Here is a 14305-nt window from a genome sequence, read left to right on the forward strand (position 1 = left end):
TTGATTTCCCTCGTATATCTCGAAGTTTCTCAGGGCCATGGCACCTTTGCCGGGACCATGCCGAGACGCTTGAAATAGGCGCCGAAGCTGGAATCCGGGCCGACCAGACCGTGCACCAGGCGGGCGATCTGCATGCGCCGTTCCTGCACCCGGAAGGGAGCATTTTCGGTATTCATCGGTTGTGGCAGGATGCAGCGCCAGTTATCCACGGCGATGAGCACGTCGCGGTAGACGAGGGCGCCGTTAAAAAGGAAATCGAGGATCACCGCGTCGCCGCGCTTGTTCGGCAGCTTCTCCAGCCAGGGTTCGGCATAGTTCCGGTCGGCGACCAGGCCCCAGGCCATGGAGAAGCGGATGTCCGGCATGTAGTTCATCAGGACATTGTGCTCTTGCAGCTCGAAATCCGAGCCGGGCGTGCGCGAGGGGACGATCCTGTGCATGAAGGTGGGAACGTTGGAGGTACGCCAGTCGTCGGCTTTGCTGTCGACGATGACGCTCAGATACTCTTCAAGAGTCATTCAACGCTTCCAATGTCATGAAATCGGACCGGGCCCGACTGACGGCAGGCCTCGTCATTGCGATCCGCCGATTGCCGCACGGCCGCGCTCGGTGAGCTTGCAGACCAGCCAGTTCGGCTTCAGAGGGTTTTCAAACCAGGGCTCCGCCCACCCGTGATCGAGGCAGGATTGGACCATGCGGTCGTTCACGCGCTGTCCCTGTTCGTTGAAGAGCGGCAGCTTGCCGCCAGGTTCGCCAAGGCCGCGCCGCAGCCATGCGGCCTGCGTCTTCGTCGGGCGCTTCGCCGCCTTCATATCGGTTGCAGGTGTTTCGGACATCCTGGCTTTCCCGGAACCCCCGTGGCGAAAAGCAGTTCGTAAGGTATGGTAATGGCGCGCGGGAATGAGTCAAATGCACAAAGGCGAGTTGTGAGCACGTGCAAGTGCTGCGACGATTACTGGAACCTCTTCTGACGGAAATTCGGCAATGAATCCTTTGTCCGACCGCCTTTCGCTCGGGTTTTCCAGCATCGGGCATTTCTATTCGCATTTCTTCATGCTGCTCTATCCGACGGCGGTGATCGCGCTCGAATCCGTCTTTTCCGCGCCCTATCACGAGCTGATCGGGCTCATGTTCCTCGGCAACCTGATGTTCGGCCTCTGCGCCATTCCGGCGGGCTATCTCGGCGACCGCTGGAGCGCGACCGGCATGATGGTGGTGTTCTTTCTCGGCACGGGTGCGATGTCGATCCTCACCGGCTTCGCGAACTCGCTGTTCCAGATCGCGGCCGGGCTGACGGCGATCGGCTTCTTCGCCGCGATCTATCACCCGGTCGGTATCGCGTGGGTGGTTCGGCATGTGGCGAACCGCGGCAAGGCGCTCGGCATCAATGGTGTGTTCGGCAGCCTCGGCGTCGGCTCGGCGCCGCTGATCGCGGCTCTGCTGGCCGATTTCGGCTCGTGGCGGCTGGCCTTCATTCTTCCGGGCATCATCTGCGTCGCAACCGGCCTCCTGCTGGCGTTCGGTGTCTGGCGGGGCTGGATCGAGAAGGACACGAAAAAGGCCGCGGCCGCGCCTGCGGAGACCTCGCGAAAGGACATGCAACGCGGCGCTCTGGCGCTTGCCATCACGGTTTGTTGTTCCGGACTGATCTACCAGGCAACGTCCTTCGCGCTGCCGAAGCTCTTCGAAAACCGTCTCGGTAGCGGCGATGCGCTGTTCGGCGTCGGGCTGCTGGTCTCGGCGATCTATTTCTGCTCCGGCGGCGCTCAGATCGCCGGCGGGTGGCTGGCCGACCGGTTCAACAAGAAGCGGGTCTACGTGACCGCTTGGATCATTCAGATCCCGTTCCTGATCATCGTCGCCTCGATCGACAGCTGGCTGCTGTTCCCGGTCTCCGTCGTGATGGTGCTCTCGAACACCATCGCCGTGCCGACCGAGAACGCGCTCTTCGCGCGCTTCACGCCGCCGGCCTGGCGGGGCACCGCTTTCGGGGTGAAGTTCCTGCTGACCCTCGGCGTCTCGGCGGGCGCGGTTCCGCTGCTCGCCTGGGTCTATAGCGCGACGGGGGACTTCACCTGGCTGTTCCTGATCCTCGGCGGCCTTGCGGCAACCGCGTTCGCAGCTGCCCTTCTGCTGCCGGCAGGAGAGGGAGAGCCGGCGCCGGAGCTTGCGCCGGAGCCGGCCGAATAAAAAAAAGTGCGCGACTGTAACCGAGTCGCGCACTTCCTTGTTTCACGTATCTATTTTCAGTGTTTCACGGCCAGCGTTCCGGCCGGTCAGCTGCTCCGCGCGGAGAATTTTACCGCTTCCTCGGCCGCCCGGAAGAGAGCGCGGGCCTTGTTGACCGACTCCTGATATTCGCCTTCCGGATCGCTGTCGGCGACCACGCCGCCGCCGGCCTGGACATACATCGTTCCGTCCTTCACCACGGCGGTGCGGAGCGCGATACAGGTATCCATCGATCCGTTGGCGCTGAAATAGCCGACCGCGCCGGCATAGACGCCGCGCCGGGACTTCTCCAGCTCGTCGATGATCTCCATCGCCCGGACCTTCGGTGCGCCCGAAACGGTTCCCGCCGGGAAGCCGCCCCAGAGTGCGTCGAGTGCGTCCAACTCGTCGCGCAGCTTGCCTTCGACATGGGAGGCGATGTGCATGACGTGGGAGTAATACTCGATCACGAACTGCTCGATCACCTTCACGGTGCCGATCTTCGCCACCCGCCCGACATCGTTACGGCCAAGGTCGAGCAACATCAGGTGCTCCGCCCGTTCCTTCGGATCGGAGAGCAGATCCTCGGCCAGCGCCCTGTCTTCCTCGGCATTGGCGCCGCGCTTGCGGGTGCCGGCGAGCGGACGGAGCGTGACGTCGCCGTCGCGCACGCGCACCAGGATTTCCGGGCTCGAGCCGACGATCGAGAAATCGCCGAAATCGAAATAGAACAGGAACGGCGAGGGGTTCAGGCGGCGCAGCGAGCGGTAGAGCGCGAGCGGCGGCAGCTTGAACGGGACCGAGAAACGCTGCGAGGGCACGACCTGGAAGGCGTCGCCGGCCGCGATATAGTCCTTCGCCTTCTCCACCATACGGTGGAACTCTTCGCGTGTGGTGTTCGAGCTCGGATCCGGCAGTTTGGTCGGCTCTCCGACGCCTTGGCGAGTCAGCGGCAGGTTGCGGTCGAAATCCTGCAGCACGTCCGAGAGCAGGGCCCTTGCGGCGTCATAGGCCGCATCGGCGGACATGCCGGGATCGGGCCGGACCGGCGTGACGATGGTCACGACGTCTTCCAGACGGTCGAAGATGCAGATCACCGTCGGCCTCAGGAAGAGGCCGTCCGGGATCTGCAGATCGTCCGGATTGCTGTCCGGGATCGTTTCGGCCAGCCGGACCGCGTCGTAGCCCATATAGCCAAAGAGACCCGAGGCCATTGGCGGCAGGCCGTCCGGCAGCTCGATCTCGGATTCCGCGAGCAGCTTGCGGAACGAGGCGAGGGGGGCATCCGCGCAGGTCTCGAAAGCATGCGGATCGATCCGTGCCTGCCTGTTGATTTCCGCCTTTTCCTTCTTGAAGCGCCAGATCACGTCCGGGCGAAGGCCGATGATCGAGAAGCGGCCACGCACGCTGCCGCCTTCGACCGATTCAAGCAGAAAGGCATTCGCCTTGCGCTCGGCCAGTTTCATCATCGCGGAAACCGGCGTCTCCAGATCGGCGACCAGCGTGGTCCACACGACCTGGGCCTTCCCGTCGGCATAGGCGGCTGCAAACGGGGCGCGTTCGGGAGAGACCAGCATCAGAACAGACCGCCGCTCTGCTGCGGGACCCCGCCGCCGGTATTGCCGCCTTGAATGACGGAAAGCGGCAGGCCCGCATTGATCGAGACATTGTGGGTGTCGCGCAGGGCCGCGACCAGCAGCTCGACGGCGTCCGCCGCCATTCCGCCCTGAACCTGGCGCGCGAGGGTGTCGACAGCGTCTTTCACAGCGGCCGGGTCGGCCTGCTTGATTGCCGTGAGCTCGGCGATGTGGATCTGTGTCAGGTCCTCCGACATGCCGATATCGCCGATCTTCAGGTCGAAGGCGATTTCCGCGACGTCCGCCGGCAGACCGTCGGGCAGGCCGTCACCGGTACGGGTGAAGGGCGCGAGGTCGCGGATCTCATAGCCGGCTTTTTCCGCCGCGGCGGTAAGGCCGCCGGAGGCGGCTTCCTGCACGAGAATTTGCGCGCGCTTCAGGTTCGCGTCCGCACGGCGCTCCGCGATCATGTCGGCGACAACCTGATCCTTCACGTCGGCCAGCGGGCGGACCGTCGCTTCGGTGATGCCGTCGACGCGCAGGATGAAGTAACCGCCGCCGCGGGTCTCCTCGAGATGGCTCTGTTCCTTCAAGGGGGTCGCGAAGAGGGTCGTGCGGAAGCCCGCGTCGGCAGCGATGCCGCCCGCTTCCGCACCGTCGATACGCTTGCCCTGCCGGTCGATGTCCTGAAGCTTGACGACCTCCAGCTCGACCGCCTTGGCGGCTTCCTCGATCGTATCGCCGGCGGCGAGCGAGTCCTCGATCTGGTTGGCGATCTCGAAGATCCGGTCCAGCGCATCGTTATGGGCGACGTCGCGCTTGAGCGTGTCCTTCACCTCATCGAACGACTTGGTGGTCTCGGGGACGATTTCGGTCACGCGGAAGATATGCCAGCCGAGATCGCTCTCGACGGGGGCGGTCGGCACGTTGAGTTCCGCATTGAAAACGGCATCGGCTAGGGCGGTGCCTTCGAGGTCGGCGCGGGTCACGGCGCCGAGCGACAGGGCCTCTGGCGCCATCTCCGCCACGTCTGCGGCGACTTTCTCGAAGGACTGGCCTTCGCCGAGCGCGGCCGCGGCCTTGTCGGCGGTGTCCTTGTCGGCGAGGAAGATCTGGTCGACGGTGCGCCGGCCAGGGGTCTGGAATTCCCCGAGACGCGAGTCATAGGCTTCGCGGAGCTTGAAGTCCGAGACCTCGATATCTTCCGCGAGAGCGTCGGCGGTCAGGGACAGCACGGTCGCGGAGCGGTATTCGGGCGCCCGGTAGCGTTCCTTGTTGTCGTTATAGAAGGCGTCGACCTCGCCGTCGGTCGGCGCGGCCGGCTCCGCCAGCGTGGCGGCATCGAGGGTGACGAGCTTCGCTTCGCGTTCCTCGTTGCGGTAACGGTAGTAGGTATTCGCCTGAACCTCCGGCGCCGAGAGACCTGCAGTGATCGCATTGATGATCTGGTCGCGGCGGATTTCCTCGCGCAGCAGCGTGACGAAGCCGGCCTCGCTCAACTGATTGCGGAACAGGACCTGCCGGAACATGTCCGGATTGAACTTGCCGGTCTGATCGCGGAAGGCGGGCATATCGGCAATGCGCTGCTTCACCTGATCTTCGCCGACGGCGAGCCCGAGATCGCCCGCTTCGGCGACGAAGAGGGCGCGGTTGGCGAGATCGTTCATGACCTGCTCCAGGAGGCCGAACTGGGCGGCCTGCTCGGCAGTCAACTGCGCCCCCATGGTCCGGCGCACGCGCTCGAACTCGTCGAGCACCTCGGCGGTCGTGATCTCGACATCGCCAACCTCGATGGCGGCCTTGCCGGTCGGGGAGCCGAGGAAAATATCGCCGATCCCCCAGACCGCGAAGGAGGCGATCAGCAGAACGAACAGTCCCTTGACGAAGATCGAGGTGACGCGGGAGCGGATCATTTGAAGCATGGGGTACGTCGCGGCTTTCTCGGGTTACGGGGCCCCTCACGGGGAGGCGCATAATAGAAGCGGGCCGATCCGTGCTGCAACTCGCAATTCCGAGTGAAATCCAGCCTCCCCACCTTATGATCCAATGTGCTAAGGCCATGCCGCCTTTTCAATCAGCGCCGAGGGAAGAACCGAGATGACACGCCGCGTCCTGATCGCCGGAAACTGGAAGATGAACCTGCTGCGCGCCGAGGGCGAGGCCCTGGCGGCCGCGCTGGCGGAGAATTTTGCCGCGGATGGCGCTGCGGACATGCTGGTTTGCCCTCCGGCGACCTTGATCGCTCCCGTCGCGGCCGTGCTGCACGGAAGCGCGGTCTCGGTCGGCGGACAGGACTGTCACATGAAGCCGAGCGGCGCCCATACCGGCGACGTCGCGGCGGCGATGATCAAGGATCTCGGCGGGTCCTATGTGATCGTCGGGCATTCGGAGCGCCGTGCGGACCATGACGAGAGTGATGCGACCGTAAAGGCGAAAGCGGAAGCGGCGCTCTCCGCCGGCCTGGTTCCGATCGTCTGTGTCGGCGAAACCGAAGCGGAACGCGATGCGGGCAAGGCGGAAGCCGTGGTCGAATCCCAGATTCGCGGCTCTCTTCCGGACGGCGCGACGGAAACCGGGATCGTGATCGCCTACGAGCCGGTCTGGGCCATCGGAACCGGCCGCACGCCGACGATCGATGACATCGCCTCCATGCATGCCCATATGCGCAAGGTCGCGGCATCGATGCTCGGTGGAGCGGATGCCCTCCGGTTGCTCTACGGCGGCTCCGTTAAGCCCGGAAACGCCGTCGAGATCCTTGGGCTTGCCGACGTCGACGGCGCTCTGGTCGGCGGTGCGAGCCTGAAGGCCGAGGATTTCCTCGCCATTGCCACCGCTGCTGGTTGACGGCAGCGGTATCAATTCGCTCTAGCCAAGTCGCGGCGGGGAAGCTACAACCCCGCGAGATTCATTCTACCGTCCTCGGCGCGATTTCTATTTTGCGCCGGACGAGAGCCGGGAAAGACCGATGATCGAAGTCCTGCTTGCCATTCACCTGATGATCGCGCTCGCGCTTGTCATTGTCGTTCTGCTGCAGCGGAGCGAAGGCGGCGGGCTCGGCATCGGCGGCGGAGGCGGCGGCGGAATGGGCGGCTTCATGTCGGCCCGCGGCACGGCCAACCTGCTCACCCGCAGCACCGCGATTCTCGCAGCGGCTTTCTTCGCCACCAGCATTCTGCTCGCGATTCTCGCCGAGACGAACAAGACCGGCTCGATCGCGGACCAGGTTCAGGAGAGTTCCGAACCGGCCGCTCCGACCGGTCCGCAGGCGCCTCTCTCGCAGTAACTCTAAGGTTTTCGGCGTACCTTGCGCCCCGCTCGAAATCGGGCGGGCGAAGGGGTGCGTTTTGATTAGGTCAGCTTCATCAATTCGGATATAACGCAGGTCCATGTCTCGCTTTATTTTCATCACCGGCGGCGTGGTTTCATCTCTCGGTAAAGGCCTCGCTTCTGCGGCCCTTGGCTCGTTGCTTCAGGCGCGTGGCTACAAGGTGCGTCTTCGTAAACTCGATCCCTATCTGAACGTGGATCCGGGCACCATGAGTCCGTATCAGCACGGCGAGGTCTTCGTGACCGATGATGGGGCGGAGACTGATCTCGACCTCGGCCATTACGAGCGTTTCACGGGCGTCTCGGCGACCAAGAACGACAGTGTGACCACCGGTCAGATTTATATGGACGTGATTTCGAGGGAGCGCCGCGGCGACTATCTCGGCGCCACGATCCAGGTCATTCCGCACGTCACCGACGCGATCAAGGAATTCTGCCGCTCGAATCTCGGGGACGAGGATTTCGTGCTCTGCGAGATCGGCGGCACGGTTGGCGACATCGAAAGCCTGCCGTTCCTGGAAGCGATCCGCCAGCTCGGCAACGAACTCGGCCGCGAACGCTCGCTCTTCGTGCACCTGACGCTGGTCCCGTGGATCGCCTCGGCGGGCGAACTCAAGACCAAGCCGACGCAGCATTCGGTCAAGGAACTGCAGAGTGTCGGTATCCAGCCCGACATCCTGCTATGCCGTTCGGAGCACGAGATTCCTGCCGATCAGAAGCGCAAGATCGCGCTCTTCTGCAACATCCGTCCGGAAGCGGTGATCCCGGCGCTCGACGTGGATTCGATCTATCACGTCCCGGTCGCCTACCATAACGAGGGTTTCGACGTCGAAGTTTGCCGCCATTTCGGGCTGCTGGACGAGACGACGCCCGAACCGGATCTCTCGCGCTGGACCGACATCACCCACACGGTGCGCAACCCGGAAGGCACGGTGAAGATCGCCGTGGTCGGCAAGTACACGAGCCTGCTCGACAGCTACAAGTCGCTCGCGGAATCCCTCGCCCATGGCGGTATCGCCAACAAGGTGAAGGTCGAGCTCGACTGGATCGACAGCGAGATCTTCGAGCGCGACGACACCATTCACCGCCTCGAGGACGTGCATGGCATCCTGGTGCCGGGCGGCTTCGGCGAACGCGGTGCGGAAGGCAAGATCAAGGCCGTCACCTTCGCGCGTGAGCACAAGATTCCCTATTTCGGCATCTGTTTCGGCATGCAGATGGCGGTGATCGAGGCGGCGCGCGCTCTTGCCGGGATGGAAGGCGCGGGCTCGACCGAGTTCGGCCCCTGCGACCTGCCCGTCGTCGGTCTCCTGACCGAGTGGGTGCGCGGCAACGAGATGGAAAAGCGCGCGGCGGACGGCGATCTCGGCGGCACCATGCGGCTCGGCGCTTACGATTGCGACCTGGTTGCGAACACCAAGGTGCGTGAGATTTACGGCAAGGACCGGATCAGCGAACGCCACCGGCACCGCTACGAGGTCAATATCAACCACAAGGCGGCGCTGGAAGCGGCGGGTCTCCACTTCTCCGGCCTCTCGCCGGACGGCGAACTGCCGGAAATCGTCGAGCTGCCGAGCCATCCCTGGTTCATCGGTGTGCAGTTCCACCCGGAACTGAAGTCGAAGCCGTTCGATCCGCATCCGCTTTTCACCAGCTTCATCGAGGCCGCGGTTACCCAGTCGCGCCTCGTCTAACCTTGCCCGGAGCAGCGTGAGATGATCGCGAAGACCGTCACCGTCGGACCCGTTTCCTTCTCCAACGACACGCCCTTCGTGCTGATCGCCGGCCCCTGCGCCATGGAGAGCCGCGAGCACACGATGGAGATGGCCGAGGCGCTTGCCGCGATCACGAAGGATCTCGGCATCGGCTTCGTCTACAAGAGTTCCTACGACAAGGCGAACCGCACCAGCGCCAGTGCTGGGCGCGGCATCGGGATGGAGAAGGGGCTGCCGATCCTCGCCGAGGTGCGCGAGCGTTTCGGCTGTCCGGTTCTGACCGACGTGCACGATGCCTCGCAATGCGCGCCGGCAGCCGAATATGTCGACATCCTGCAGATCCCGGCCTTCCTCTGCCGCCAGACCGACCTGCTGCTCGCTGCCGCCGAGACCGGCAAGGCGGTGAACGTCAAGAAGGGCCAGTTCCTCGCGCCCTGGGACATGGCGCCTGCCGTCGGAAAGATTGCGGGGGCAGGCAACCAGAATATTCTGCTGACCGAGCGCGGCACGAGCTTCGGCTACAATACCCTGGTCACAGATATGCGCGGCCTGCCGACGATGGCGCAGACCGGCTATCCGGTGATCTTCGACGCGACTCATTCCGTGCAGCAGCCGGGCGGGCGCGGCAACAGCTCCGGCGGTCAGCGGGAGTTCGTCCCCGTGCTGGCGCGGGCCGCGGCCTCGGTCGGGGTCGCCGGCCTCTTCATCGAGACCCATCAGGACCCGGATACCGCGCCGAGCGACGGGCCGAACATGGTCCCCCTTGCAGAAATGCGCGCGCTGCTCGAAACTCTCCTCGCCTTCGATCGTCTCGCCAAGGCGAACCCGATCAGTCTCACATAGCGCGCTGCAGGGAGCAGAAATATGCCGGTATTCTCGGACGGTCTTGGACTCGATGTCACTGCAGCCTCCGGAGAGGCCGCGGCATCTTTCGGCTCGACCGTCGAGGGCTATGTGCGTTTCACCCGCGACGTCGGTGACCGCCTGAAGGACACGCTGACCGCGGATCCGGATATGCCGCTGGCGCATGTGACCAAGGGCTACTTCATGAAGCTCTTCGGCACAGGCGCAATGTCCGTGCGGGCGGAAAAGGCGTTGGGGACGGCGACCGAGCTCTTCGCCCGCATGGACACGACCGATCGGGAGAAGGGCCACCTGGCCGCGCTCGGCGCCTGGTGTGCCGGCGACATCGAGGGCGCTGCCGATGCCTGGGAGCGGATTCTGCTCGACGCGCCGCGCGACATGCTCGCGCTTCGGCTGGCGCATTTCGCCCACTTTTATGCCGGTAGCGGCGCCCGCATGCGGGATAGCGTCGCCCGGGTCATGTATGCTTGGGACAAGTCGCATCCGCTCTATGGCAATCTGATCGGGATGTACGGTTTCGGTCTGGAAGAGGCTGGCGATTACCGCAAGGGCGAGCGCTACGCCCGCGAAGCCGTCGAGATCGATCCGAAGGATGCCTGGTCCGTCCATGCCGTCGCCCATGTGATGGAGATGGAAGGCCGGCATCGCGAGGGGATCGACTGGATCAAGGGGCTCGAGCCGCACTGGAACACGGTGCACAACTTCCGCTTTCACGTCTGGTGGCACCGGGCGCTCTTTCATCTCGAGCGCTACGAGCTGGACGAGGTGATGGCGCTCTACGATGCCCAGGTCGCGAGCGATCTGGAGGCGGACCAGTATCTCGACGTGGTGAATGCGGCGGCGCTGCTCTGGCGGCTCGAGCTTTATGGCATGCGGGTCGGTCCGGAGCGCTGGGCGCAGCTCGCCGATCTCGCCAAGAGGCATCTCGACGATCACGAACTGGTCTTCGTCTCCCTACATTACCTGATGGCGCTGCTCGGCGCGGGCCGCATGAGTGAGGCCGCCGAGATGATCGAGAAACTGCGTGCCTATGCCGAGAGCGAGGCGACCCGGGATCAGAATCAGGCGGAAATCACACGCAAGGTTGGCCTCGCGCTTGCTGAGGCGATGTCCGCGATCCGTTCCGGCAATCCGGCACGGGCCGTGAACCTGATCTGGCCGGTGCGCTACGATATACAGTCGATCGGCGGCAGCCACGCCCAGCGGGACGTGTTCGAGGAAATGCTGGTGGATGCCAGCCTGAAAGGCGGCGAGACCGCAAAGGCGCGCGCGCTGCTCTCTGAGCGGACGGCAAAGAAGCCGAACAGCGCCTGGAGCTGGGAGCGCTACGGCGAGGCGCTGACCGGGTCGGGGCTGGATGCGTCCAAGGCCAGCGCCAAAGCGGCAGAACTTCGCGCAGCTCACTGACCTCTCATCGTCACTAGTGGATCCCGATTTTCATCGGGATGACGACGGATAGTTCGTCCGCGCGCACACTCCCCGTCATCCCGACGCACGTCGGGATCCACTGTCGGAGAGCGCTGGGCTCCTCCTCTCAAATCACCCGATGCACCGGCTCCTTGCCTTCCGACACATCGAGGATCGACTGCAGAGCCGTGCGGGCGATGTCGTCGAAGCACTCGTCGGTCCAGCAGAGCGCGTGCGGGGTGATGATCGTGTTGTCCATCGCGAGCAGAGGGCTGTCCGGCGAGATCGGCTCCTGTTCGGTGACGTCGAGGCCCGCCGCCGCGATTTCGCCAGAGGCGAGGGCTTCGGCGAGCGCCGCCTCGTCATGGATCGGACCGCGGGCGACATTGACGAAACAGGCGGTCGGCTTCATCCGGCGGAAGGCGTCGGCATTGATCATGTGCCGGGTCTCGTCATTCAGCGGGCAGGCGACCAGCAGGAAGTCCGCTGCGGCGAGCACATCCTCGAACCCAACCTTGCGCGCGCCGATGCACTGGAAGACATCCGCCTCGACATAGGGGTCGTAGACCTGGATTTCCTTGAAGAAGGGACGGGCGAGCGGAATCAGTTCCTGGCCGATACCGCCGGCGCCGATCATGCCGAGGGTGCGGCCGGTGAGGCCGATCCCCATATGGTCGACCCTTGCGTTCCACCGGCCCTCCCGGACGATCTCGTCCTTTTTGAAGAGCTTGCCCGAAAGCGCGAAGATCAGGGTGAGGGCGGCGACCGCGACCGGACGTCGGATCGCGATCGGCGTGTTGGTGACAGCGATTCCTTTGGCCTTACAGGCCTCGAGATCGACGGTGTCAAAGCCGACCCCGTTCCGGGCGAAGATCTTGACCCTGCAATCGTCCCCGCCGACGGAGGCCGCGGTGACGCGCGGCAGGTTGATGTGAATGGCATCGTAGCGCGCTGCGATGTCCGGCGTGATCTCCGTGACATCCTCCGGCAACCACTCCCATTCGATCTCGGGGTTGGCTTTCAGCAGATCGAAGAGCGCCGGATCGAAAATCGGCTCGCCGGCCGCATTCATCAGATCCCGCGTGGTCGCGACCTTGAAGGTCATCGCATTTCACTCCCTGGCTATTTGTTTGTTCTTATTTTCTGTCCGCCTGGCGCGCAGCATCGATCACGGAGGCGACGCCGCGCATCAGCAGGCCCTGGTCGGTGCCGACAGCGACCATGTTGAAGCCCATTTCGCGGGCCCGCGCCGCCCAGCTCTCGTCGGTCGCGAGGAAACCGAGGCCCTTGCCGTTCTTCCGCGCCGTGGTCACCGTCCACGCCACGGCGTCATGGAAGGCGGGATGATCGAAATCGCCCGGAATGCCGAGGAAGTTGGTGAGGTCGAACTGGCCGACCCAGAGTACGTCGATCCCGTCGACGGCGGCGATCTCCTCGACATTCTCCAGCCCGCGTTCGGTCTCGATCTGAGCGATCACCGTGATCTCGGAATTCGCCGCCGCGATCTTGTCCGCCGGCGCGCCGCCGCTGTAGCCGTCATGGGCGAACCCGAAGGCCGCGCCGCGGCGTCCGACGGGGGGATAGCGTGTCGCCTCGGCGATGGCGCGGGCCTGCTCGCCGCTTTCCACCATCGGCACCATGACGCCGCGCATGCCGATATCGAGGGCGCGGGCGAGAAAATGGTAGGCGCTTGCCGGAACCCGGGCCATCGGCACGATCGGCTGTCCCCGGCAGATCGCGGCCTGGCTCTTCAGGGTCTCGAAGCCGGCGCCGTTATGCTCCATGTCGTAGATCAGGTATTCGCAGCCGGCATTTGCGAAGATCTCCGGAACGCCTGAGCTGAAAAACTCGAACACCATGGCGCCGTAGATTGGCTCGCCCGCCATTGCCCGTTGCCTGATCCCCGACATCGTTCGTCCTCCCGTTTTCGCGGCCTGCGGGACCGCAATCAGTCATGCTCGCTGATTTTACAGCTGAGACGGTAGCGCTGGCGGGTTCCGAGAGTCACTAGAGCGGTCCCCTTGCGCGCCCGCCGACTGTCGTTCCGACGGGGACATAGCAGAGGCTGAACTCAGTCGAGCACGAGGTGCGGCTCCCCGTTCGAGGTCTTCTGTGCCGTCCGGCCGTCCGCGTTCAGTGTGCAGCTGACCCGCTGGCGCAGAGAGGAGAAGCTGGAAAACGTCACGACGTCGACCGGTTCGTCGAAATGGAAGGTCACCCGAAACCGACCGGGCATTTCCAGAAATTGGACATCCTTGACCGTGGCCATGAAGCGTTGGCCGAGATACCGGCCAGAAACCCGATCCCCCTGCGAGACAGGACACGCGGGTTCGGTACGGCGGGCGGAAGCGGAAAGTGCGTTCCAGTCCTTGAAACCCTGGTCGCGGGCAATCCGCTCCAGCGCTTCGCTATGGGAAATCTCTGTGCCCATCGCGCTCAGGTCGTTGCGCAACTCGCGTGCACTGAGTTTCAGGTCGTCAATCGAGGGAGCGGATATAGCGCTGTTCATGGCAAACCTTTCATCGCCACGACATGCGGAATGTGAATGGTGCTCGCCTTGCCATTCCCGCATGCCAGAGGCATCGGTTCTGTCATTTCAACGCAGGAGGCTGTTCACCGTGACAGTGCCGCGAGCGGCGGGTAAGCCCGACCCGGGCCGGACCATAGCCGATGCCGCATTGTTGTCAACAGCCCCTCGAGGCGTGTTCAGTAGGGCGTTCCATTCTTGCTGGTGAAGACATACGTGCCGGTCTTTCCGTCCGCGACGAGATCCACATCCGGGTAGTGACCGACATCGCCCGGCGTCCGGTCGCCGATCTCGAGATAGCTTGCCGGCGCGCCGGAGCGATTCACCAGGCAATGGCCGTCGGGCACGTTCTTCGGGAAGGCGGCGCACATTCCGGCGGTCAGGACCTGCTCGCCGTCATCCGTGATCAGGGTCAGTTCGCCGGACACCACGTAGACGAACTCGTCCTGCATGGTGTGCCAGTGACGGATGGCGGAGCCCTGTCCCGGCGGCAGGGTGGTCAGGTTGACGCCGAAATTAACCAACCCGCCATGATCGCCGAGCCGGCGTTTCTCGCGCGCCTCGCAGCCTTTTTGGAACTGTTCCGGATAGCCGCTGCCGATCCGCGGTTTGACGTCCATCGGATCAAAGGCCGGGCCGGTGAGTTTCGACATTGCTCTCTCCCTCGTCGCGTGTGTCCG

The 14305-nt window shown here is 64.1% G+C and carries 14 protein-coding genes; 6 read left to right on the top strand and 8 right to left on the bottom strand.

Translation table 11 applies throughout. The features are described from left to right. Nucleotides 1-29: 29 nt before the first annotated feature. Both IG122_RS03575 and IG122_RS03580 read right to left on the bottom strand, forming a co-directional pair. Nucleotides 30-518, bottom strand: a complete 489-nt coding sequence (locus IG122_RS03575) for a hypothetical protein (RefSeq protein WP_193180540.1) — start codon at nt 516-518, stop codon at nt 30-32. 54 nt (nt 519-572) lie between these two features. Beyond that, nucleotides 573-836, bottom strand: a complete 264-nt coding sequence (locus IG122_RS03580; RefSeq protein WP_226893316.1) for a hypothetical protein — start codon at nt 834-836, stop codon at nt 573-575. Between the two features lie 148 nt (nt 837-984). On the opposite strand from IG122_RS03580, the gene IG122_RS03585 reads away from it, so the two are divergent. Then, nucleotides 985-2190 (top strand): MFS transporter, encoded by a 1206-nt coding sequence (locus tag IG122_RS03585; RefSeq protein WP_193180541.1) that lies wholly within the window; start codon nt 985-987, stop codon nt 2188-2190. An 86-nt stretch (nt 2191-2276) separates the two neighbouring features. Here the strand turns inward: IG122_RS03585 and trpE are convergent, their stop codons facing one another. Beyond that, a complete protein-coding gene (gene trpE / locus IG122_RS03590; RefSeq protein ID WP_193180542.1) occupies nt 2277-3785 on the bottom strand; it encodes an anthranilate synthase component I in 1509 nt (502 codons plus the stop codon). Next, nucleotides 3785-5707: a SurA N-terminal domain-containing protein gene (locus tag IG122_RS03595; protein WP_193180543.1), complete on the bottom strand. Its 1923-nt coding sequence runs from the start codon at nt 5705-5707 to the stop codon at nt 3785-3787. Before IG122_RS03595 ends, trpE begins: the two co-directional genes overlap by 1 nt. Before the next feature lie 175 nt (nt 5708-5882). Between IG122_RS03595 and tpiA the strand changes: the two genes are divergently transcribed. The 5 genes from tpiA to IG122_RS03620 all read left to right on the top strand — a co-directional run bounded on the left by tpiA (nt 5883) and on the right by IG122_RS03620 (nt 11098). After that, nucleotides 5883-6629 (top strand): triose-phosphate isomerase, encoded by a 747-nt coding sequence (gene tpiA, locus IG122_RS03600; protein WP_193180544.1) that lies wholly within the window; start codon nt 5883-5885, stop codon nt 6627-6629. Between the two features lie 121 nt (nt 6630-6750). Further along, nucleotides 6751-7068 carry a preprotein translocase subunit SecG gene (gene secG / locus IG122_RS03605; RefSeq protein ID WP_193180546.1) on the top strand — a complete coding sequence of 106 codons (318 nt, stop codon included), beginning with the start codon at nt 6751-6753 and terminating at the stop codon, nt 7066-7068. Between the two features lie 103 nt (nt 7069-7171). After that, nucleotides 7172-8806, top strand: coding sequence for a CTP synthase (locus IG122_RS03610; protein ID WP_193180548.1), 1635 nt, complete (start codon nt 7172-7174; stop codon nt 8804-8806). 21 nt (nt 8807-8827) lie between these two features. Then, nucleotides 8828-9670 (top strand): 3-deoxy-8-phosphooctulonate synthase, encoded by an 843-nt coding sequence (gene kdsA, locus IG122_RS03615; RefSeq protein WP_193180549.1) that lies wholly within the window; start codon nt 8828-8830, stop codon nt 9668-9670. Nucleotides 9671-9691: 21 nt separating this feature from the next. Beyond that, complete coding sequence (locus IG122_RS03620; protein ID WP_193180550.1) at nt 9692-11098, top strand: tetratricopeptide repeat protein; 1407 nt, start codon at nt 9692-9694, stop codon at nt 11096-11098. 127 nt (nt 11099-11225) lie between these two features. Here the strand turns inward: IG122_RS03620 and IG122_RS03625 are convergent, their stop codons facing one another. From IG122_RS03625 to IG122_RS03640, 4 genes are all read right to left on the bottom strand, one after another. Further along, nucleotides 11226-12203: a 2-hydroxyacid dehydrogenase gene (locus IG122_RS03625; protein WP_193180551.1), complete on the bottom strand. Its 978-nt coding sequence runs from the start codon at nt 12201-12203 to the stop codon at nt 11226-11228. A 31-nt stretch (nt 12204-12234) separates the two neighbouring features. After that, on the bottom strand, nt 12235-13008 hold the full coding sequence (locus IG122_RS03630; protein WP_193180552.1) for an HpcH/HpaI aldolase family protein: 774 nt from the start codon (nt 13006-13008) through the stop codon (nt 12235-12237). A gap of 161 nt (nt 13009-13169) precedes the next feature. After that, nucleotides 13170-13607 carry a glyoxalase superfamily protein gene (locus tag IG122_RS03635; RefSeq protein ID WP_193180553.1) on the bottom strand — a complete coding sequence of 146 codons (438 nt, stop codon included), beginning with the start codon at nt 13605-13607 and terminating at the stop codon, nt 13170-13172. A 197-nt stretch (nt 13608-13804) separates the two neighbouring features. After that, the gene (locus IG122_RS03640; RefSeq protein ID WP_193180554.1) at nt 13805-14278 is read right to left on the bottom strand and encodes a cupin domain-containing protein; all 474 of its coding nucleotides are present in this window, start codon (nt 14276-14278) and stop codon (nt 13805-13807) included. Between the last annotated feature and the right edge of the window lie 27 nt (nt 14279-14305).

The sequence above is a fragment of the Nisaea sediminum genome, assembly GCF_014904705.1.
Classification (GTDB): Bacteria; Pseudomonadota; Alphaproteobacteria; order Thalassobaculales; family Thalassobaculaceae; genus Nisaea; species Nisaea sediminum.